This is a genomic window from Bradyrhizobium sp. 45 (assembly GCF_023073155.1).
Lineage (GTDB): Bacteria > Pseudomonadota > Alphaproteobacteria > Rhizobiales > Xanthobacteraceae > Bradyrhizobium > Bradyrhizobium canariense_D.
In genome coordinates this window covers 177,561-196,718 of record NZ_JADPIX010000122.1, presented here as the reverse complement: position 1 = coordinate 196,718, position 19,158 = coordinate 177,561, and the positions used below count along the sequence as shown (strand labels likewise).

17 protein-coding genes, 1 tRNA gene and 1 pseudogene are annotated in these 19,158 nt (G+C 64.0%); 10 read left to right on the top strand and 9 right to left on the bottom strand.

Annotated elements, in window-relative coordinates; translation table 11 throughout:
* Positions 1–30: 30 nt before the first annotated feature.
* Both IVB42_RS21200 and IVB42_RS21195 read right to left on the bottom strand, forming a co-directional pair.
* Positions 31–1,113 (bottom strand): hypothetical protein, encoded by a 1,083-nt coding sequence (locus IVB42_RS21200; protein ID WP_018453047.1) that lies wholly within the window; start codon positions 1,111–1,113, stop codon positions 31–33.
* A 273-nt stretch (positions 1,114–1,386) separates the two neighbouring features.
* Positions 1,387–1,896, bottom strand: a complete 510-nt coding sequence (locus IVB42_RS21195; protein WP_018453046.1) for a DUF2867 domain-containing protein — start codon at positions 1,894–1,896, stop codon at positions 1,387–1,389.
* Positions 1,897–2,169: 273 nt separating this feature from the next.
* On the opposite strand from IVB42_RS21195, the gene IVB42_RS21190 reads away from it, so the two are divergent.
* A complete protein-coding gene (locus IVB42_RS21190; RefSeq protein WP_018453045.1) occupies positions 2,170–3,192 on the top strand; it encodes an LLM class flavin-dependent oxidoreductase in 1,023 nt (340 codons plus the stop codon).
* Positions 3,193–3,237: 45 nt separating this feature from the next.
* Here IVB42_RS21190 and IVB42_RS21185 read toward each other — a convergent pair whose 3' ends face one another.
* The 5 genes from IVB42_RS21185 to IVB42_RS21165 all read right to left on the bottom strand — a co-directional run bounded on the left by IVB42_RS21185 (position 3,238) and on the right by IVB42_RS21165 (position 9,776).
* Positions 3,238–4,818, bottom strand: a complete 1,581-nt coding sequence (locus IVB42_RS21185) for a hypothetical protein (protein ID WP_018453044.1) — start codon at positions 4,816–4,818, stop codon at positions 3,238–3,240.
* A 78-nt stretch (positions 4,819–4,896) separates the two neighbouring features.
* A complete protein-coding gene (locus tag IVB42_RS21180; protein ID WP_245288363.1) occupies positions 4,897–6,003 on the bottom strand; it encodes a cellulase family glycosylhydrolase in 1,107 nt (368 codons plus the stop codon).
* 59 nt (positions 6,004–6,062) lie between these two features.
* Positions 6,063–8,216, bottom strand: coding sequence for a GumC family protein (locus IVB42_RS21175; protein ID WP_018453042.1), 2,154 nt, complete (start codon positions 8,214–8,216; stop codon positions 6,063–6,065).
* Positions 8,217–8,472: 256 nt separating this feature from the next.
* Positions 8,473–8,631, bottom strand: coding sequence for a hypothetical protein (locus IVB42_RS21170; RefSeq protein ID WP_018453041.1), 159 nt, complete (start codon positions 8,629–8,631; stop codon positions 8,473–8,475).
* Between the two features lie 698 nt (positions 8,632–9,329).
* On the bottom strand, positions 9,330–9,776 hold the full coding sequence (locus IVB42_RS21165) for a hypothetical protein (RefSeq protein ID WP_247299217.1): 447 nt from the start codon (positions 9,774–9,776) through the stop codon (positions 9,330–9,332).
* Positions 9,777–10,042: 266 nt separating this feature from the next.
* Between IVB42_RS21165 and IVB42_RS21160 the strand changes: the two genes are divergently transcribed.
* Entirely contained in the window at positions 10,043–10,267 is a 225-nt protein-coding gene (locus IVB42_RS21160; protein ID WP_018453038.1) for a hypothetical protein, read from the top strand.
* 129 nt (positions 10,268–10,396) lie between these two features.
* Here the strand turns inward: IVB42_RS21160 and IVB42_RS21155 are convergent.
* Together IVB42_RS21155 and IVB42_RS21150 are read right to left on the bottom strand one after the other, a co-directional pair.
* Positions 10,397–10,473, bottom strand: a tRNA-Arg gene (locus tag IVB42_RS21155).
* Positions 10,474–10,636: 163 nt separating this feature from the next.
* On the bottom strand, positions 10,637–12,136 hold the full coding sequence (locus IVB42_RS21150; RefSeq protein WP_026232446.1) for a HAMP domain-containing sensor histidine kinase: 1,500 nt from the start codon (positions 12,134–12,136) through the stop codon (positions 10,637–10,639).
* Between the two features lie 382 nt (positions 12,137–12,518).
* Between IVB42_RS21150 and rpmH the strand changes: the two genes are divergently transcribed.
* The 8 genes and pseudogenes from rpmH to IVB42_RS21110 all read left to right on the top strand — a co-directional run bounded on the left by rpmH (position 12,519) and on the right by IVB42_RS21110 (position 19,154).
* The gene (gene rpmH, locus IVB42_RS21145; RefSeq protein WP_008542748.1) at positions 12,519–12,653 is read left to right on the top strand and encodes a 50S ribosomal protein L34; all 135 of its coding nucleotides are present in this window, start codon (positions 12,519–12,521) and stop codon (positions 12,651–12,653) included.
* Positions 12,654–12,680: 27 nt separating this feature from the next.
* On the top strand, positions 12,681–13,094 hold the full coding sequence (rnpA, locus tag IVB42_RS21140; protein WP_018453036.1) for a ribonuclease P protein component: 414 nt from the start codon (positions 12,681–12,683) through the stop codon (positions 13,092–13,094).
* Positions 13,095–13,107: 13 nt separating this feature from the next.
* Complete coding sequence (yidC, locus tag IVB42_RS21135) at positions 13,108–14,955, top strand: membrane protein insertase YidC (protein ID WP_026232445.1); 1,848 nt, start codon at positions 13,108–13,110, stop codon at positions 14,953–14,955.
* A gap of 111 nt (positions 14,956–15,066) precedes the next feature.
* Positions 15,067–15,720, top strand: coding sequence for a ribosome biogenesis GTP-binding protein YihA/YsxC (gene yihA, locus IVB42_RS21130; protein ID WP_018453034.1), 654 nt, complete (start codon positions 15,067–15,069; stop codon positions 15,718–15,720).
* Complete coding sequence (locus IVB42_RS21125; protein WP_018453033.1) at positions 15,720–16,085, top strand: DUF423 domain-containing protein; 366 nt, start codon at positions 15,720–15,722, stop codon at positions 16,083–16,085. The genes yihA and IVB42_RS21125 overlap by 1 nt, the downstream gene beginning before the upstream one ends.
* Before the next feature lie 231 nt (positions 16,086–16,316).
* Positions 16,317–17,204 carry an acetylglutamate kinase gene (gene argB / locus IVB42_RS21120; RefSeq protein WP_007597683.1) on the top strand — a complete coding sequence of 296 codons (888 nt, stop codon included), beginning with the start codon at positions 16,317–16,319 and terminating at the stop codon, positions 17,202–17,204.
* A gap of 68 nt (positions 17,205–17,272) precedes the next feature.
* Positions 17,273–18,259: a DUF1036 domain-containing protein gene (locus IVB42_RS21115; protein ID WP_018453032.1), complete on the top strand. Its 987-nt coding sequence runs from the start codon at positions 17,273–17,275 to the stop codon at positions 18,257–18,259.
* Positions 18,260–18,461: 202 nt separating this feature from the next.
* Positions 18,462–19,154: pseudogene (locus tag IVB42_RS21110) on the top strand (pyrimidine 5'-nucleotidase).
* Positions 19,155–19,158: the final 4 nt, after the last annotated feature.

The following is a 19,158-nucleotide window of genomic DNA, read 5'->3' as shown; positions in this document are numbered from 1 at the left end:
CGTTCGGAGCGGCCGCGTAGTTCCGGCAAATCACGGCACCACCGCGAAAAACAGAAACGCGGCGAAGATGACCAGGTGGACGACGCCCTGCAGCACCGTGGTGCGCCCGGTCCCGAGCGTGATTACGCTCAACAGCAGCGTGAGCATCAGCAGGCCCAAATCCTTTATGTCCAACCCGAGTTCGAGCCGATAACCCATCGCGATCGAGACCGCGGCGACCGCGGGGATCGTCAGCCCGATGGTCGCAAGCGCCGAGCCCAGGGCCAGGTTGAGACTGGTCTGCAGCCGGTCGCTTTGGGCCGCCTTCACGGCCGCCACCGCCTCGGGAAGAAGAACGAGCGCGGCGATGATCGTGCCGACGACTGCCTTGGGCACCTGAAGATAATCGATGGCGCTCTCCACGCTGGGGGTCAGGACCTTTGCAAGGCCCACGACGGCCACAAGGGAGACGACGAGGAGAGCGGCACTCAGACCGGTCGTTCTGTTGTCCGGAGGAGGCGAATGCTCGTCCGCCGTGGCACCCTTCGCGGCCAGGAAATAGTCACGGTGCCTGATCGTCTGAACGAAAACGAACGCCAGGTACAGAACCAAGGACGCAAGCGCGGCGAACACCAGCTGCGAGGTGTTGTACAGCGGGCCGAGTTCTTGCGCCGCAAGGTTCGGAAGCACCATCGTGAGGCTGGTGAGAGCGACGAGCACGGCGAGAGCGGCGCCGGCGCCTTGCGCCTGGAAACCCTGTTCACGGTGCCGGACGCCGCCCCACAGCAGGCAGGCCCCCACGATGCCGTTGCAGACGATCATGACCGCCGCGAAGACCGTGTCCCGGGCCAGTCCGGCTTTCTCGGCAGGCGCTGCGATCATCACCGAGACGATGAGCGCCGTCTCGATCACGGTCACCGCTAACGCGAGGATCAGGGTGCCGAACGGCTCGCCGACGCGGTGAGCGACCACCTCGGCGTGGTATACGGCGGCGAAGACCGTGCCGAACAGGGCCGCGCCGGCGGCTGCGTATACAATTCCGCCGCCGCCGAGAACCAGGCTGAGCAACAAGATGGCCCAGGCGAGAGCCGGCCAAATCCACGTCCAGCGCGCTGTCGTACCCACCACACCCATGTCGATCCCCCGGTTCTTGATCGCGTCTCAGGCGCGATTCTCATCCCGACGGCCGGCGCCAAGTACTGTGATGGGCCGGCCTCTTGTGACCTCCCATCATACGCGGGAACCTCCAATGATTGAAAGACATCCGGAAACAGCCAGGGGTTTTCCTCGCGGCTTAGGTCCGCTTCGGGTCACAAGCGGTCCTCGACAGATTGCGCGGCAAGTCAGCTGAGGGGCCAGAAGCCGACTCGTTGGTCGACCGCAGCCGGTCACGACCACCAAGCCTGCTCAATTCTTCATTGCTCTTGCCGCCTGTTCCAAACTGGCCGGAACGATCACGCGATGAAACGGTGCTATCGTAGCAAGATAGATGCGCCCCAGTCGGTTATGGCAATGCACCACGGTACCCGCGACCAGCTCGCGCCCATTTGCTGCATCGGCGCGAAGTTGAATGGTGACGCGGAAGTCGAGATGCCGGTCATCCGCACCCACGACCAACTCCGTCGCACTCTTTGACAGCACCGGGAAGAAGCCGATAACCGGCCCACGCGCCGCCGCGGCAAGACCGACGGCGCGCGACGATTTGACCGCGACTGCCGCCATCACCACATCGCGGACACGCGTGAGCGCACGAATCCACCACGCCTGTCGCTCGAGCGCGGCGCGTGCCAGCACCTCTACATCATCGCTGGCGCCCGCCGGCAGTTGAATTGCAAAGGCGTCCAAAAGGTCCGCGCCCGCGTAAAGCGGCGCAAGCACGCTGTTGCTGGGCATCGGCACGGCGCGCGCTTTTGTCATGGGATCAGGTACCGCATGCCGGGGAGGGGCGTAGCGCAGCCGGCGTTGCAGAGGATCTTGCCGCCGCCGTCCTTTTATATCCACGCGCTCTGCAACGCAACAATCCTGCGGCGCACATGTCTCAGTTAGGCCAAAAGGCCAGCTGGCAGCGATGTCTGCTTCGGTCCGCTTCCCCCTCGAGGAGCGGCACTTACCCATACGCGCTTCCCAGGTCGTCATCTTTCCTCCGGCCGAAGTGTCGCAAACTCCTCCCGTCCTCCATATGTTGCCTCCATGAAAAAGATCGGATTCCTCTCCTTCGGGCACTGGACGCCCTCGCCGCAATCGCAGACCCGCTCGGCTGCGGACACGCTGCTGCAATCCATCGAGCTTGCGGTTGCGGCGGAAGAGCTCGGCGCCGATGGCGCCTATTTCCGCGTGCACCATTTCGCGCGCCAGCTCGCCTCGCCCTTTCCGCTGCTGGCCGCGGTCGGCGCCAGGACCAGCAAGGTCGAGATCGGCACGGCCGTGATCGACATGCGCTACGAGAACCCGCTGTATATGGCGGAGGACGCAGGCTCTGCCGATCTCATCGCCGGCGGGCGCCTCCAGCTCGGCATCAGCCGCGGCTCGCCCGAGCAGGTGATCGATGGCTGGCGCTATTTCGGCTACGGGCCGGCCGACGGCGAGAGCGACGCCGACATGGGCCGGCGTCATGCCGAGGTCTTTCTCGACATCTTGCGCGGCGAAGGTTTTGCAAAACCCAACCCGCAGCCGATGTTCCCAAATCCACCGGGGCTGTTGCGGCTCGAACCGCATGCGGAAGGTCTGCGCGAGAGGATCTGGTGGGGTGCCGGCTCGAACGCCACGGCGGTCTGGGCCGCCAGGCACGGCATGAATCTGCAGAGCTCGACGCTCAAGAACGACGAGACCGGCGAAGCCTTCCACGTGCAGCAGGCCGCGCAAATCCGTACCTATCGCGCAGCCTGGAAAGAGGCCGGCCACCCCCGCGAGCCGCGCGTCTCCGTCAGCCGCAGCATCTTCGCGCTGATCGACGATCGCGACCGCGCCTATTTCGGCGGCGAGCGCGGCAGCGAGGACCAGGTCGGCTTCATCGACCCGCGCACCCGCGCGATCTTCGGCCGCTCCTATGCGGCGGAGCCTGATGTGCTGATCGAGCAGCTCCGAACGGACGAGGCGATCGCCGAGGCGGACACGTTGCTGTTGACGATTCCGAACCAGCTCGGCGTCGACTATTGCGCGCACGCCATCGAGGCGATCCTCACGCATGTGGCGCCTGCGCTGGGGTGGCGGTGACGCCTGGACTGCCGCACAATTTTTAAAGGTTACGGCTTTTAAAGGCTACGTCGCGGGCTGGTAGTGTGCCAGCCGCTCCGGATCGGCATCCGGAACGGAGACCGTCTGCGCCCTGATCTGGCTGCCGATGACCAGTCCGGTGAGCGAGAGCATGAGCCCCAGCGCCAGCGGCGCGAACAAGGCCTCTTCCTGAAACAATCCATTCAGCAGCACGACCATGACGCCGAAGCCCGCGAGCCCCTGCGTCAGATATCCGGAGAACGCATAAAGACGCCAGGCCTTCAGCGCCACCGCGAAATGAAACGCCAGCGGAACGAGGGCGGCGATGCCCATCTGGTACAGCAGGACCCCGATCGCACTCTCGACGGCGCCGTTGGTCGTTCCGGCGGCCTGCGCGGCGCTCCAGTCGATCGAGAAATAATCGTCCGACAGATTTCCGCCGACGCCCAGGCCGCGGCCAAACGGCTTTTCGAGAAATCCGTTCAAGCCGCCCATGAGGCCGAGGACGTGATAGTCGCCGATCTGCAAGCCGACGCGGATCGCGACAATTGCAAACACGATCAAGGCCACGAAGCCGAGCCATAGCGTCACCACGGCGCCGAGCAGACGGGTCGATATCCAGGCCGTGGCGACGAACACCACCACGATGAGCGCTCCCTTCACGCTGCAAACGATCAGCAGCGGCAACGCCACGAGGGCCAGAACCGGACGCCCTACCGAAAACAGGAAAAGCCCGAAAAACGCGATCCCGTACGCGAAGCTGATCGGGTGCATATTCGGCCCGTGGATGCGGAGGATCTTCGACACGCCGAACCCTTCGAGCAGGGGCGTATTGAGAAAGTCGAAGCTGAAGCGATCCTTCAGATCGACCGGCACGTTGCCGGTGGCGCGCATCTCGGCTTCCCAAGCGCCGGAGCGGGCCGCCTTGAGCTCGTCGAAACCCCAGAACGTGTAGCCGTTGGTGACGGCCAGCCAGAAATCCCGAAACGCAAACTCGACGTATCCGCACAGGATCAGAATGACTCCAAGCGTCACCAGGAACGGCGTGGCGCGAACCTCATAGGTCGCGGCCGTCAGCAGCGAGAGCTGAAACAGGAACAGCGGCAGCACGATGTTGCGCAGATAGACCGTTGCCGCCTGGCCGTCCTGGACGAAGCCGATCGCGAAATACAACGACACCACGGCGAGGGTCACGACGCCCCAGCGCATGATCTGATTGACCTCAGTCGACCGGTTCCTTTGGCCGGCGACGTAGAGCCCAAATGTCGTCAGCCACATCACGGAGCAGACGAGAAAATTATAGCCTTTGATGAAGTCCAGGTCGGACGGCGCCGAAATCAGCGGCGACAGGATCGAGACGAACAGGTTCTGGAAGAACAGGACGAAGATCGCGATCGCCGGCGCGTAGGTTGGAGCCGCAACCACGATGGCGATGGCGACGAGAACTTCGACGGTCAGGGACAGGACCGGGCTCGCCCCGTGCAGGACCGGCACAAAGCCGATGGTTGCGATGGCGATGCAGAGCGTCGGGATCAGCTCGCGCCAAGGCGAACGTGAAGGCGAACGCGAAGGCTCGGGACAGCCCGCCTGCACGGCTTGAAGATGCGGTGAGGTCCCGCCACTCATGACTCGTCCTTTGGCGCAGCGCGGCGGCCACGATAGCGGCAGGATGCGTAAGGATTCGTTAACGATGACGGACCGGCTTCAGCGGCGGCCCGGCTTCGCGGCGCCGAACAGCGCGCGCATGACGTCGGGATCGGGCTTGCCGGTCCCGTTTTCGAGCAGGCCGAATCCCTGCGCCAGCTCCCAATGCGCCCAGCCCCAGCAATGCGCCCGCGCATATGCGGTCACGGCCGCGAGCCAGCGTACGCGGCTGTCCCGGGGCGCCGCGGCTTTCAACACGCCAAATTCGTTGATGATGATCGGCCGCGAAAATTGCTGCTGCCACGCGACCGCGGGCGCGAGCCAGCGGCTGACATCCGGCTTGTCCCTGGCGGCGGCAATCGCCGTGTCGAGCATGAGGAGCGCCTTCGTCGCGCCTCTGTCCTGCAAATCCCGGCGGAGCGCCTGAACCCCGGGATCGCCGGCGCTGATCGGATAACGCAGATCCGTGATGTCGTGCAGCGGATCCTGCACGTCCCAGTGGCCCTGGTGTGTGAACACCATGGGATCGTAGAAATGGATGGCGTAGACGACGTTTGGATCCGGCAACGGGCGAAACCGCGGCAGCGAGTCCGCGCGTTGCCAGTCGACCGGGCCGACGATCAGCGTGGTCGCGGGAAGCAATTGGCGAACGAAGGCGGCGAGCGTTTCGACCTGCTTTTGCCATCTGCCGGCTTCGATGTCGGGCTCATTGAGCAGCTCGGCGAACACGCGGTCGGCCGGGAACGATTGAATGACCCGGGCGAGCGTGCCCCACGCATCCTCCAGCTCGCGCAGCGAGGCGTCGGCGTCGTCCTTGTGCAGGCGATTGAAACGATCGCCGGGATGAAGATCGACGGAGATTGAATAGCCGAGCGAGATGAGCTGCTTCAATGCCTTGTCGAGCGCACGCAGCGTCTCATCGCGTTCCGCTTTCGAAGCGAAGCGCAGCATCACGCGCTCGGCCGGCACCGGCAAGCGGACATGACTCATCCCCGCCTTGCGAAGCTGCTGCAGCAATTCGCGAGTTGGAGGCGCGGATTTTTCGCCATTGATCCAGCCGTCGGCATTGAACCCGCGCGACAGTGCGGCGAGCCTGTGCGGCGCGACGGTCTGCGAGGCAGGTACGCAAGTTTCGGCCGATGTCGCGGAGGCGAGCGACGTTGGCATCAAGATCGTGGATAGCAAGATCGTGGCAAGGAGCAGACGACGGCACGGCGTCGCCATCGTCAAACCGCCCTGCTAAGCGCACCGCCGTCAGGGTGAGGCGCGGCAGAGCCGGCGGGCGCATGATTGACGACGAGACCGGTCGGCACGGTGTCGTACTTCGACAGCGCGGCGGTCACCCGTCGCATCGCCGCCGAACCGAGCTCGCCGGCGCGCACCACCGGGATGATCAGGTCCGCGTGCGCGGCGAGCGCGATCGCATCTGGCTGCAAGGCAAGATTGTTCGCATGGACGATGATCAGGTCGAACTCCGAGCGAATGTCGTCCTCCGGCCGCGCATCGGCCTTCCTGCCGGCGCTCAGCAGCTCGTCGATCGACTGGAGTCCTGCCGTGGTCGAGCCGTCCTGCCATTCGGTCACCGGCGGCTGGGCGCCCGCGAATTCCGGCTGCAGCCGGATCAGCACGCTCATCATGCCGCGATTGACGGCCGCGCGGTTGAGCGAGCGCGCAACGGTATTGCCGCCGGCGCTCTTGCCGACCGACAGCACGAGGGCGACCTTGCAGCCACGCACCGGGGCACGATCGATACGCTCGAGCAGCGGACGCAAGTAAGCGCCGAGATCGAGCTCGGCTGGGGCGGCAATCGGTCGTTGCCAGACAGTGTTGGGCGCAGCTCCCGACATCAGTTCGGGAATGCGGGACCAGACCGGAAGGTTCGGCATCGCCTCGGGTTGCTGCACGGCCGGAGCCGGACGCTTGGCTTGCCGCTTCGGCGTCTCCCTCGCCTCCGCACGCGTGGGCGTTCGAGCCGGAGCCTCGGCAGGATCGGACTTGTCGGACATGCTCGTCATCGCCGCAACCGTAGCGGTTGACGTCAGCAGCGAGCCGATCGCGAGCGCGGCGAGCAGCAGGGCGAGCGGCGGACGCGTCGAGCGCAGCGGCGGGATCGCGGGCGAAGCGATCTTGGTCTGCGAGCTCTGAAGCTGACGCTGCTCGTTGGTCGTCTTGAACCGCGACAAAAACTGCTCGTAGATGTTCTTGTTGGCATCGGCATCGCGCTGCAGCTCCTGCAGCTTCACGAGCGCCTGGCCGTCCACCAGCATCTGCGTCTCGACCGCCTTGAGCTGCTTTTCCAGCGCGGCCTGCTGCTCGAGCTGGGCCTCGTATTCGGACTTCGCGGTGTCGATGTTCTTCTTCCGCTCGACCTCGATCTGCCTGTTGATGTCAGCCAACTGGCTGTAGGAGATCGCAAGATCAGGATGGCGGTCGCCGTAGACCGCCTTCTTCTGTGCGATCTGGTCGTTCAGGGTCGAGCGCTGCGCGCGCAGCATGCTCAGGAGATCCTGCTTCACCGGACCTTCGACATTGGCCTTGAGATCGCGCTGCACCTGCTCGTAACGCGCCTTGGCTTCCTCGGTGCGCGCACGAGCCGCGGAGACCTGCTGGTTCAGGTCGGTCACCCGCAATTGCTGGGTGGTGGAATCCTTGCCGGCATTGAGGATCTTGTGCTCGAGCCGGAAGGCTGCGACGGCGTCTTCCGAGACGCGCAGGCGCTCGCTGAGCGTCTTCAGCCGGTCCTTGAGCCAGTCGGCCGCCTCGTCCGTCGCATCGCTGCGCACGCGGCTCTGGGTCGCGACGAACGCCTCTGCGATGGCATTGGCATAATACGCTGCCCGCTCCGCACTGTTCGAGGTGAACGAGATGGCGATGACGTAAGTCAGGCCGCGACGCGAGATATCGAGGCGGCTGCGGAGTTTTTCGAGCAGGCGCGTCATGTCGGTATGACCGCCTGCGATATCCTCGTCGTCGGCGATCTTGAGCTTCTCGATCAGGGGCCGGAGAAAGCCGTCCGATTTGGCGATCTCGATCTGGCTCTGAAGCGCAGCGGCGTCCTGGCCGATGCCAGGCAGCACGTCCTGGTCCGTGGTCACGCGCAGCTCGCGGGGATCGACCACGACGAGCGCCGTCGCGGCATAGCGGACCGGCAGCACCATCAGCACGGCGACGCCGAGCGCGAAGAGTGCCAGCGCCAGCATCAGGATGCGCCGGCCGTTCTCACGCAGAAAAGAGAACGCGCCGGTGAGGGTCAGCGATCCCTTGATCAGCGCGGGGGCGGTGTTGTCGGGGGTCGCCGCCGCAGCCCGCGGCGCTTCCCACGAAGCCGCGGGCTCCGTCGGGGCGATGCTTCGCGGAGATGCGCTTCTACCGAACGCCATGGGGTTGGACTCGAAATCAACTAACAGGCACAGCCTAGAGACTTGCTGCACCGTAAATATCCATGGTTAACCCGCGGTTACGGCTGCCGCGAAGCTCGGTAAACGATTCGTTAAGGAGACGACGCACGGCCCTGCGCGGAGAGGGGTTCCGTGCGTCCGGATACCGGGCGACACCGAATGCATAAAGTCCGCTATTGGTTGGCGCGGACGCTTGCGGAAGACTTTCTTGCGCTTCGACGACCCGGCGCGCCGGATCTCAAAACAAAGCGGCGTTGCCAGCCTGCCCGTAGATCATTGCGGCCACGAGAGAGAGCAGCAAGCCCGCGCCCGAAAAGATCACGAGGACTTTCAGAGTTTCGACATCAACGTTGGTTCTCGTCGCGCGGGATATCGCCTTTGCCAGTGCAGCCATCATCGCCAGCTCCGAACAGGCCGCGCGAAGGCGCGACCTGTTTTGTCTAGCGTCATTGGGCGCATTTGCGTGTGAAGCAGATTACAAGTGATGTTGCGTGCTGCACCTTACACCGCCGGCCGAGCGTGCCTGGATCTTACCATTCATAGAGCACCACGCTCTTGCCGGCGCAGCAGCGCGTGACGTGCCCCTCGCGTATCACGGGCGGTCGCGCGACCTACATCTTATGCGGGAAACAGCCGACTTGCTGCCACTTTGCGGTGCAGGCTCGCGGCCGGTATTATTCTCAACTGATTCTCGTCTGACGAGGTACGGATGTCGCGGCCGCTCATCGGCGCGGTCCCTGTCAGGCGGAAACGATCTTGGTGCCGAGGATGATTCGGCGTCGTCAGGGGAGGACAATTTGCCATGCCTGGGATGACTGGACTGCAGCTGGCCGGCGCTGTCGCCGCGGAGCGCCCCGGGACGGTCATCCTCCTGAGCACGGGATACGCAGAGATTCCCAGCAACGAACGATCCAGCCTGCCGCGTTTATCAAAGCCATTCGACCAGGCTGCGTTGGCGAAGGCAATCGAGGCGGCAATGCGCGAAGACGAGCCAAGCGGATCCATCGTCGCTTTTCGGCCGAAGAGCGCGTGAAAGCCGGATGATGAATGGCGCACCGTCTGGTGCGGTCCCGATTCGGAAGCGCCAATGGTCCATCAAATCCCGCCGGGAAGCTCAACGCCCGCTTCCGTCAGGTCACGGAGGAATTTCCGCACCAGGAGCATGTTAGTTCTCTGCAACTCGTGATTATTGCCGAACTTGAACTGGTTGGCTTCGGTTACGATCAGACCCTGGTCGGTCTCGCGGAAAATGCCTTGCTTCTTCAAGCGATCGGCGCGCCGCCGAACGGTTTCGATCGGCAGACCGAAAAAGCGGGACAGGGCGGCACGGGAAACGCCCTGCTTGATCTTGTCCGGCTCCACCGCCTGGATACTGCCAAATTGCCGGTCGAGTTCGGGGGTCTTCATGATCTTGAGAACGTTGGCGTTCAGGACCGCATGAATGATCATCAAGTCCAGCGGATCGAAATCGTAGTGGCGGAACATTTCGCTGGCTGCGCACAGCATGTAGGCCAACGAGTGGCGGGAGACGGTTCGGATCAAATCCGACGCGATGTCCTCGCCTTCAGTCGTACCAACCATCACCAGTCCCCGCTTCTACAGATGTCCGGTCCGACGCCCACAAGCCGGTTCTATGTATCCGTGGCGCACCACGCGTGAGGCAGGACCGGTCTGCTGTTCCCCCAATATGGGTATGGTTGCGGTTCAATCGGGTCAATAGCCGGCTTGTCGGCAATATCATTTTCACCGATACGGGATTGAGTGGCCGGGCGCGCAATTGGCGCGTGCCAACGGTGGTCGTGGGCCAAATGACATTCATCATCGAAGCTGTAAAAGACGACTGCCGCACCGTGGATTTCCGTGACAGCGCGATCGTTGCGGTGATCCTGGCCCGCAAGCATGCGGTGAATGGTTTTGTGGTGTCGATCACGGCTCCGGACGGGCAGCTTTTTTCCGCCGATCAGTTCAACCGTTTGCTGACGAGCAAGGGGCTTGGTTCGGATCCGGCGGCGCAAGATGTAGGGCGGCGCTAAAGCGGGCTTTGTCGGCGGTACGCAGAATCCCGAACAGTGCAATTGATTGTCATCGCGCCGAAACGGGTGCGCCGCCTGCGGACGAAACGAATGGATGCGGGAAATCGGCGTCGATCGCGTATTCGAAAATGGCGCGCCCGGAACGATTCGAACGTCCGACCCTCAGATTCGTAGTCTGATGCTCTATCCAGCTGAGCTACGGGCGCGTTTTTCGCTGACATTGCGGGCGTGGCCCGCAGGCAGCCCCCGGCGACGCCGGAGGGGTGCGAAAGAGCGCCCTGACTAACCGCTCTTGCCCCAATTGGCAAGGTCCGGATTGAGGTGATTTTGCTGGGAAATGACGGTTTCCGCACTCAGCCGCCGGCCGACCTACGCCCGCGCCCGCTCGTTGCGGACGGAGAGCAGTTCCACGGGGCGGTCGGGGATGACGATCCGGAAGGTGGCACCGATGGTGCCTTCGACCAGATGGATGTCGCCGCCATGGGCGCGGACCAGCTCGGCGGCGATGGCAAGGCCGAGGCCGCTGCCGCCGGGGCGGCCGGAGGTCTGGAACGCCTCGAACAGGTGTTCGCGAGTCTTCTGCGGCACGCCAGGGCCGGTATCGGAGACCTCGAGGATGGCGACCGCGCCCTCGCGTTTTCCCGTGATCCGGATCTGCTGCGCGCCGCCCTCGGCGGACGCATGGCTTTCCAGCGCTTGGGCGGCGTTGCGGACGAGGTTGAGCAGCACGCGGAAGAGCTGGTCGGGATCGGCATCGACCGCGAGCCCGCGCTCGATTGCGGCGACCCAGGAGATCGAGGCGTCGGAGGCAAGGCCAGCGGTCTCGCGCACCTCAAGCACCACCGGCTCGATCATGATCATGCGCCGGTCGGGCGCGGCTTCCTGGGCGCGGCCGTAAGACAAGGTCGACTGACAGAAGGCGATGGCGCGCTCGAGCGAGCGGACGAGTTTTGGCGCAAAGCGCTGCACCCGCGGATCCGGCACGCTGGCGAGCTGGTCCGACAGGAGTTGTGCCGAGGCCAGCAGATTGCGCAGGTCGTGATTGATCTTGGAGACGGCGAGGCCGAGGGCGGCGAGCCGGCTCTTCTGATGCAGCATCGACATCAGGTCGCGCTGCATGTCCGACAATTCACGCTCGGCAACGCCGATCTCGTCGCTGCGCTGGCTCGGCACGATGATCCCCGCCGAACTCTCGGGATTTTCGTGGAAGCCGACCAGGCTCGCGGTCAGCCGCCGCATCGGGCGCACGAAGAGATAATGCATGGCGAGATAGACGAGGCCCGCGGTCAACACAGCGATGATCAGCGCGACCACCACGACGTTGCGGGAGAAGCGGTACATCGACTGCCGCAGCGGCAGCTCGTCGGTGACGATCTCCATGAACTGGGCGTTGCCGACGCCGGGCCCGACGATCCGGATGGCCTGGTTGCCGGTCTCCAGCATCATCCGGAACGAGCCGGTGATCGCCTCCCACGCCGTCATGTCGCGCAGGTCGATGTCGTGCTCGATCGCGGCGGGCAGATTGTCGCTGGCGAGCAGACGGCGCTGCTGGCCCATCTTGATGGCGACGGCGCGCGCATTGATGCTTTTCAGGATCTCGCGCGAGAGCGAATCGGGGACCATGCCGAGCGGCGCCGCATCGAGCACCAGCGCCGCCGTGTTGGCCGCGGCGACGCGGTCGTTGAGCCGGTTGACCCAGAAGTTGGCGATGGCCGGCACGTAGAGCAGGATGGCCGCGATCATCACCAGGGGGACGGTGAGCAGCAGCAGCTTGCCGGACAGCCCAAGTCCGCGCGTCCCACGCGGCAGCGCCGCCGGCGGGTCCCGCTGATCCCCATCCTGGATCGGCTGGAGGTCTGTCGCTGCCACGAAATTCGCCCTCGCTGCCTTTACCGGGTTGAAGATTTGGCTGGTGAAGGGTTTGGCGCGTACGAAGATGCGGCCCGCCCCCAGCGCGGTCAAATTACAGATCGTCAATCTGCCAAGGTCGGATGTAAGCGCAGATTTGGCGAGTCGCTACCTCAAGGGTTAAAAACCCCGCACAAACAGCGATATTCGCCGGAATTGAGCTCTTGTGCGGCGTTGACGAAAAGAAGGCGCTCGCTTATAAGCCGCGCAATTGTCCGCGATGACCCGGTGTGACCGCCGGGAGCGGCTCTCTTGGGGCCGAAAAAGGCCCGTTTTGGGCAGCATCTTCCGGACTTTATCATCAATTCTACAGGCAAATTGCCCGGTCAGCGGAGAAAAACCCGTGAAGCGGACTTATCAACCCAGCAAACTGGTGCGCAAGCGCCGTCACGGCTTCCGTGCCCGTCTCGCCACGGCCGGCGGCCGAAAGGTGCTCGCCGCCCGCCGCGCTCGCGGCCGCAAGCGTCTGAGCGCCTGAGCCGGACCCCCTTTTTGGGATTTCATCATGGATCGGCTGAGGCAGCGAGCGGATTTCCTCGCCGTTGCCAATGGCGCGCGGGTGAATAGCCCCGCGTTCGTCCTGCAAAGCCGCGGTCGCGACGATAGCGGCCCAATCCGGATCGGCTTCACCGTCACCAAAAAGAACGGCAACGCCCCCGAGCGCAATCGCATCCGGCGCCGGCTTCGCGAACTGGTGAAGCGGCTCGATCCGGTGTCGATGCAGCCCCATCATGATTATGTGCTGGTCGGCCGAAGGGACGCGCTCTCGCGCGGCTTCGCCACCATGCTCGACGATCTGCGCATAGCGTTCGCGAAGCCCGCGCGGCATACGCACAAGGGACGCGGCTCAAAAAGCAGCCCAACAACCGACGGCTTAAAGCCCGGCCCCGCTCCTGCGACCAGCCGCAAACCGGATTGATGACGAGAGAATGATGACCGACAACCGCAATACCATCCTCGCCGTCATTCTGTCGGGCTTCGTGCTGATCGCCTGGCAATATTTCTACAACATGCCGGCGATGGAGAAGCAGCGCGCCCAGCAACAGGCGCAGGCCGAGCTGCAGAAGACCACGCCGCAGCCGACGGCTTCCGCTACGCCGGGCGCCACGCCGCAGGCCGGCAGCACGGCCCAGCCGTCGACGCCGAGCGCGAACCAGCAAGCCCAGCCGGTTCAAAGCCGTGACACCGCCATTGCTGCCAGCCCGCGCGTGAAGATCGAGACGCCGCGGATCGCCGGCAGCATCTCGCTGAAGGGCGGACGCATCGACGATGTCGCGCTGGTGCAATTCCGCGAAACGGTCGATCCGAAGTCACCGCCGATTATTCTGTATTCGCCCTCGGGGACCGCGGAGCCGTATTACGCCGAGTTCGGCTGGGTACCGGCGACGGGCGTGACGGCGAAACTGCCGGACGCGCAGACCGTCTGGCAGCAGGACGGCAGCGGCAGCCTGACGCCGACGACCCCGGTGCTGCTGAAATGGGACAATGGCGAGGGCCTCAACTTCCGTCGCACCATCTCGGTCGACGACCACTACCTCTTTACCGTCAAGGACGAGGTGAGCAATGTCGGCAACGCGCCGGTCACGCTCTATCCGTTCGCACTGATCTCGCGCCACGGCACGCCGCAGGTCTCCGGCTACTACATTCTGCATGAAGGCCTGATCGGCTATCTCGATGGCTTGCAGGAATACGCCTACAAGAAAATCGACGAAGCCAGGACGGTGAACTTCAAGGCCACCAATGGCTGGCTCGGCATGACCGACAAATACTGGGCCTCGGCGCTGCTGCCGGACACCAGTGCGCAGATTCAGGCGCGCTTCTCGTCGAATCCGAGTGGCAACGTCCACACCTACCAGACCGATTATCTGCTCGATCCGGTCACCGTCGCGATCGGCGGCTCCGCGACCGCGAACGCGCGGCTGTTCGCCGGCGCCAAGGAAGCCAGCGTTGTCGGCATCAACTTCCCGCTCGCCGGCCATGGCGGCTACAACAAGGAACTCGGCCTCAACCATTTCGATCTGTTGATCGACTGGGGCTGGTTCTACTTCATCACCAAGCCGATGTTCCTCGGCCTCGACTTCTTCTACCGCTTCTTCGGCAATTTCGGCATCTCGATCCTGCTCGTGACCGTGATCGTGAAGCTCCTGTTCTTCCCGCTGGCGAACAAGTCCTACGCCTCGATGGCGAAGATGAAGTCGGTCCAACCGCAGCTTCAGGCGCTGAAGGAGCGCTACCCTGACGACAAGGTGAAGCAGCAGCAGGAGATGATGGAGATCTACCGCAAGGAGAAGATCAATCCGGTCGCCGGCTGTCTTCCCGTGGTGATCCAGATCCCGGTGTTCTTCTCGCTGTACAAGGTGCTGTTCGTCACCATCGAGATGCGGCACGCGCCGTTCTTCGGCTGGATCAAGGATCTTTCCGCGCCGGACCCGACCAACCTGTTCACTCTGTTCGGGCTGATCCCGTTCGATCCGACCACCATTCCCGTGTTCGGCCACTACCTCGCGCTCGGCATCTGGCCGATCATCATGGGCATCACGATGTGGTTCCAGATGAAGCTGAATCCGACGCCGCCGGATCCGACGCAGCAGATGATCTTCAACTGGATGCCGCTGATCTTCACCTTCATGCTGGCGGGCTTCCCGGCGGGCCTCGTGATCTACTGGGCCTGGAACAACACGCTCTCGGTGCTTCAGCAGAGCTTCATCATGCGCCGCAACGGCGTGAAGGTGGAGCTGTTCGACAATCTCAAGGCGACGTTCGCGAAGAAGGCGACGTAGCGGTCGTCATTGCGAGGCAAAGCGACGAAGCAATCCAGAGTCCCTTCGCGGATGCATTTTTGGATTACTTCGCTTCGCTCGCAATGACGCGGACAAACAGAAAGCCTTCGCATGACCGACGACAAAGATGCGAAGCTGATCGAGGTCGGGCGAAAGCTGTTCACGCGCGACTGGCAGTTCATCTGGGCCTCGCCCTCGACTGAAACGCTGCCGCCGATGGCGGGGCTGGAGATCGCTTTTGCCGGCCGCTCCAATGTCGGCAAGTCCAGCCTGATCAACGCGCTGACCGGCCGCAACGCGCTCGCGCGCACCTCGCATACGCCGGGCCGCACCCAGGAGCTGATCTTCTTCGAGGTCCCCGGGAAAAGTGACCTGCGCCTGGTCGACATGCCCGGCTATGGCTATGCCAAGGCACCGAAGAGCCAGGTCGCGTCCTGGACCGAGCTGATCCACAAATTCCTGCTCGGACGCGCGAGCCTCGCGCGCGTCTACGTGCTGGTCGACGCGCGGCACGGCCTCAAGGACGTCGATCTCGAAGTCCTGAAGACACTCGATCGCTCCGCGGTCAGCTACCAGCTGGTTCTGACCAAGGCCGACCAGATCAAGGCCGCCGAGCTTCAATCGCGCATCGTCGAGACCGAGGCCGCGCTCGCCAAGCGTCCGGCCGCGTTCCCGAACGTGCTCGCGACCTCGTCGCGGAGCGCAACCGGCATGGCCGAGCTGCGCGCCGCGATCGCCAAGCTGCTGGAAGAGCGCACCTCGTAATGGCGGCGTTCCGCCTGTTGATCGGGCTTGCCGGTATGATGGGCGCCGCCGGCGTCGCGCTGGCCGCCGCTTCCGCGCATGGCGGCGATGCGAGCCGGCTCGCCGCCGCAAGCGCCATGCTGCTGTTTCATGCAACCGCCATACTCGCGACCGTCGCCCTGCTCGGGCGCGGCCTTCTGCACGGCGGAATTGGCATCATCGCCGCGTCCGGCTTCGCAGCCGGCGCCGCGCTGTTCGCGGGCGACCTCACCTTGCGGCAATATGCCGGCCATTCGCTGTTTCCATATGCGGCGCCGACGGGTGGATCGGTGATGATCTTGAGCTGGCTGGCAGTGACGCTCGCGGCGGTGGTGGGAAAGAAATAGTGGCTCTTTGTTCCTTCTCCCCTTGCGGGAGAAGATGGCGCGAAGCGCCGGATGAGGGGTTCTCTCCACGAACTCACTATTGCGCGCGCGGAGAGAACCCCTCACCCGTCTCGCCGCTATCGCGGCGATCCACCCTCTCCCGCAAGGGGAGAGGGGAAGAACATCACTTTGCGCCCCGCCCGCCAATCGGATAGAACGCGGCCCGAGTATCCCGCCAGCGAGATCCGCCTCATGACCGAAATCTCCCCGCTCGACCAGGCCCGCATCCTGTCCGAAGCGCTGCCGCACATGCAGCAGTATGACGAGGAAACCATCGTCATCAAGTATGGCGGCCATGCCATGGGGGACGAGGAGACCGCGAAGAATTTTGCCCGCGACATCGTGCTGCTCGAGCAGACCGCGATCAATCCGGTGGTGGTGCATGGCGGCGGCCCGCAGATCGCGACCATGCTCAAGCGCCTCGGCATCGTCTCGGAATTCGCAGCCGGCCTGCGCATCACCGATGCCGCCACCATCGAGATCGTCGAGATGGTGCTCGCCGGCTCCGTCAACAAGCAGATCGTCGGCTACATCAACGAGGCCGGCGGCAAGGCCGTGGGGCTCTCTGGCAAGGACGCCAATATGGTGAAGGCGTCCAAGACGACGCGCACCATCATGGATCCGGACTCGCACATCGAGAAGGCGGTCGATCTCGGCTTCGTCGGCGATCCCGAGAAAGTCGATCTCACGCTGCTCAACCAGCTGATCGGCTACGAGCTGATCCCCGTGCTCGCGCCGCTCGCGACCTCGAAAGAGGGGCAGACGCTGAACGTCAACGCCGACACTTTCGCAGGTGCCGTGGCCGGCGCGCTGAAGGCAAAGCGGCTGCTGCTGCTCACCGACGTGCCGGGCGTGCTCGACAAGTCCAAGAAGCTGATCCCGCAGCTCTCGGTCAAGGACGCGCGAAAGCTGATCGCGGACGGCACCATATCGGGCGGCATGATCCCGAAGGTCGAGACCTGCATCTACGCGCTCGAACAGGGCGTGGAGGGCGTCGTCATCATCGACGGCAAGATGCAGCACGCGGTGCTGCTCGAGCTCTTCACCAATACCGGCACGGGCACGCTGATCCACAAGTGAGAGAAGAGCGGACAGGAACAGTGCTGGGAGAGCGGCGGCCTCGCCGCTCCGTCCTGACGCGCTTCCTGATGACGCTCCCTGCCGCAGCCATCTCGTTCGTGTTCTCCTCCGCACCGGCCTTCGCCGACCTGAAAATCTGCAACCGCATGTCCTATGTCGTCGAGGCCGCGATCGGCATCGACGACAAGGCGGCGACCGCGACGCGCGGCTGGTTCAGGATCGACCCCGCCACCTGCCGCGTGGTGGTGCAGGGCACGCTCTCCGCCGACCGCATCCTGCTCAACGCCCGCGCGCTCGGCGTCTACGGCGCATCCCCGATCCCGCAGAACGGCAGCGACACGCTGTGCGTCGCGCAGGACAATTTCGTCATCGCGGCAGCGCGGCAGTGCCGCAGCGGCCAGACCCAAGCCGCCTTCACCCAGATCACCCCGACCCAAGGCGCGGACGGCAATTTCGTCGCCTATCTCGCCGAGGACTCCGAGTATGACGACGAGCAGGCCCGCCTCGCCGGCATCCAGCGGCTTTTGGTGATCGCAGGTTACGACGCCGCGCCGATCGACGGCGTCGACGGGCCGAAGACGCAAGGCGCGCTGGCCGCTTTCCTGAAGAGCCGCGGATTGTCGTCCGACATCCTGTCGTCGCCGAACTTCTTCAAGACCATGGTCGATGCCGTGCAGACGCCGTCTGCGACAGGCCTCACCTGGTGCAACGACACCGCGCACAAGGTGATGGCGGCGGTCGCCACCGACGACGGCAAATCGGTGACGAGCCGTGGCTGGTATCGCATCGACCCCAAGACCTGCCTGCACCCTGATGTGAGCGGCCAGCCGAAGCAGATATTCAGCTTCGCGGAAGCCATCGACGCCGATAACCGAATCGTCAAGCTGAAGGACAAGCCGCTGAACTGGGGCGGCGACAAGCAGCTTTGCACGCGCGAGACCAAGTTCGAGACCAACGAGCAGACCGACTGCGGCGCGCGCGGTTTCGCGGCCACGGGCTTTAGCGCGGTGGACATGTCGAGCGGCGGCAAGACGCTGCGGTTTGCAATGCCGTGACGGGTGCTGTTGTGATGGTACCGGTGCCACGCACGCCGCTGTCGTCCTGGCGAAAGCCAGGACCCATTACCCCAGGATTGGATTTGGCGAAGAACGACGACCGCAGTGTCCCAATGATCGGTCACGGCGTATGGGTCCTGGCTTTCGCCAGGACGACGATTGAGGGTGGGGCGCCGCCGCGGTCAACGGATAGAGAGTGAAAATGACCTCCTCCCGCGCCTTTGCCCATATCGACACCTGGGTGTTCGACCTCGACAACACGCTCTATCCGCACCACGTCAATCTGTGGCAGCAGGTCGATGCGCGGATCACCGAGTTCGTTTGCAACTGGCTCAATCTGACACCGGTGGAAGCGCGCAAGATCCAGAAGGATTATTACCAGCGCTTCGGCACCACCATGCGTGGCATGATGACCCTGCATGGTGTACGCGCCGACGACTATCTCGCCTATGTCCACAAGATCGACCATTCCCCGCTGGAGCCGAACCCGGCCCTGGGCGAGGCCATTGCAAAACTGCCGGGACGAAAGCTGATCCTGACCAACGGCTCGGTCGATCATGTCGATGCGGTGCTGGCGCGACTCGGCTTTGCCACGCATTTCGACGGCGTGTTCGACATCATCGCCGCCGAATTCGAGCCGAAGCCGGCGCCACAGACCTAACGGAAGTTTCTCGCCGACCATTCGGTCGATCCGACCCGCGCAGCGATGTTCGAGGACCTCGCCCGCAACCTCACCGTTCCGCACGAGCTCGGCATGACCACGATACTCGTGGTGTCGGACGGCACCAAGCAAGTGGTGCGTGAAGATTGGGAACTGGCGGGCCGTGATGCGGCCCATGTCGACCACGTCACCGACGATCTGACTGGGTTTCTGCAGTCGCTCGCGATCGGCTGACCCC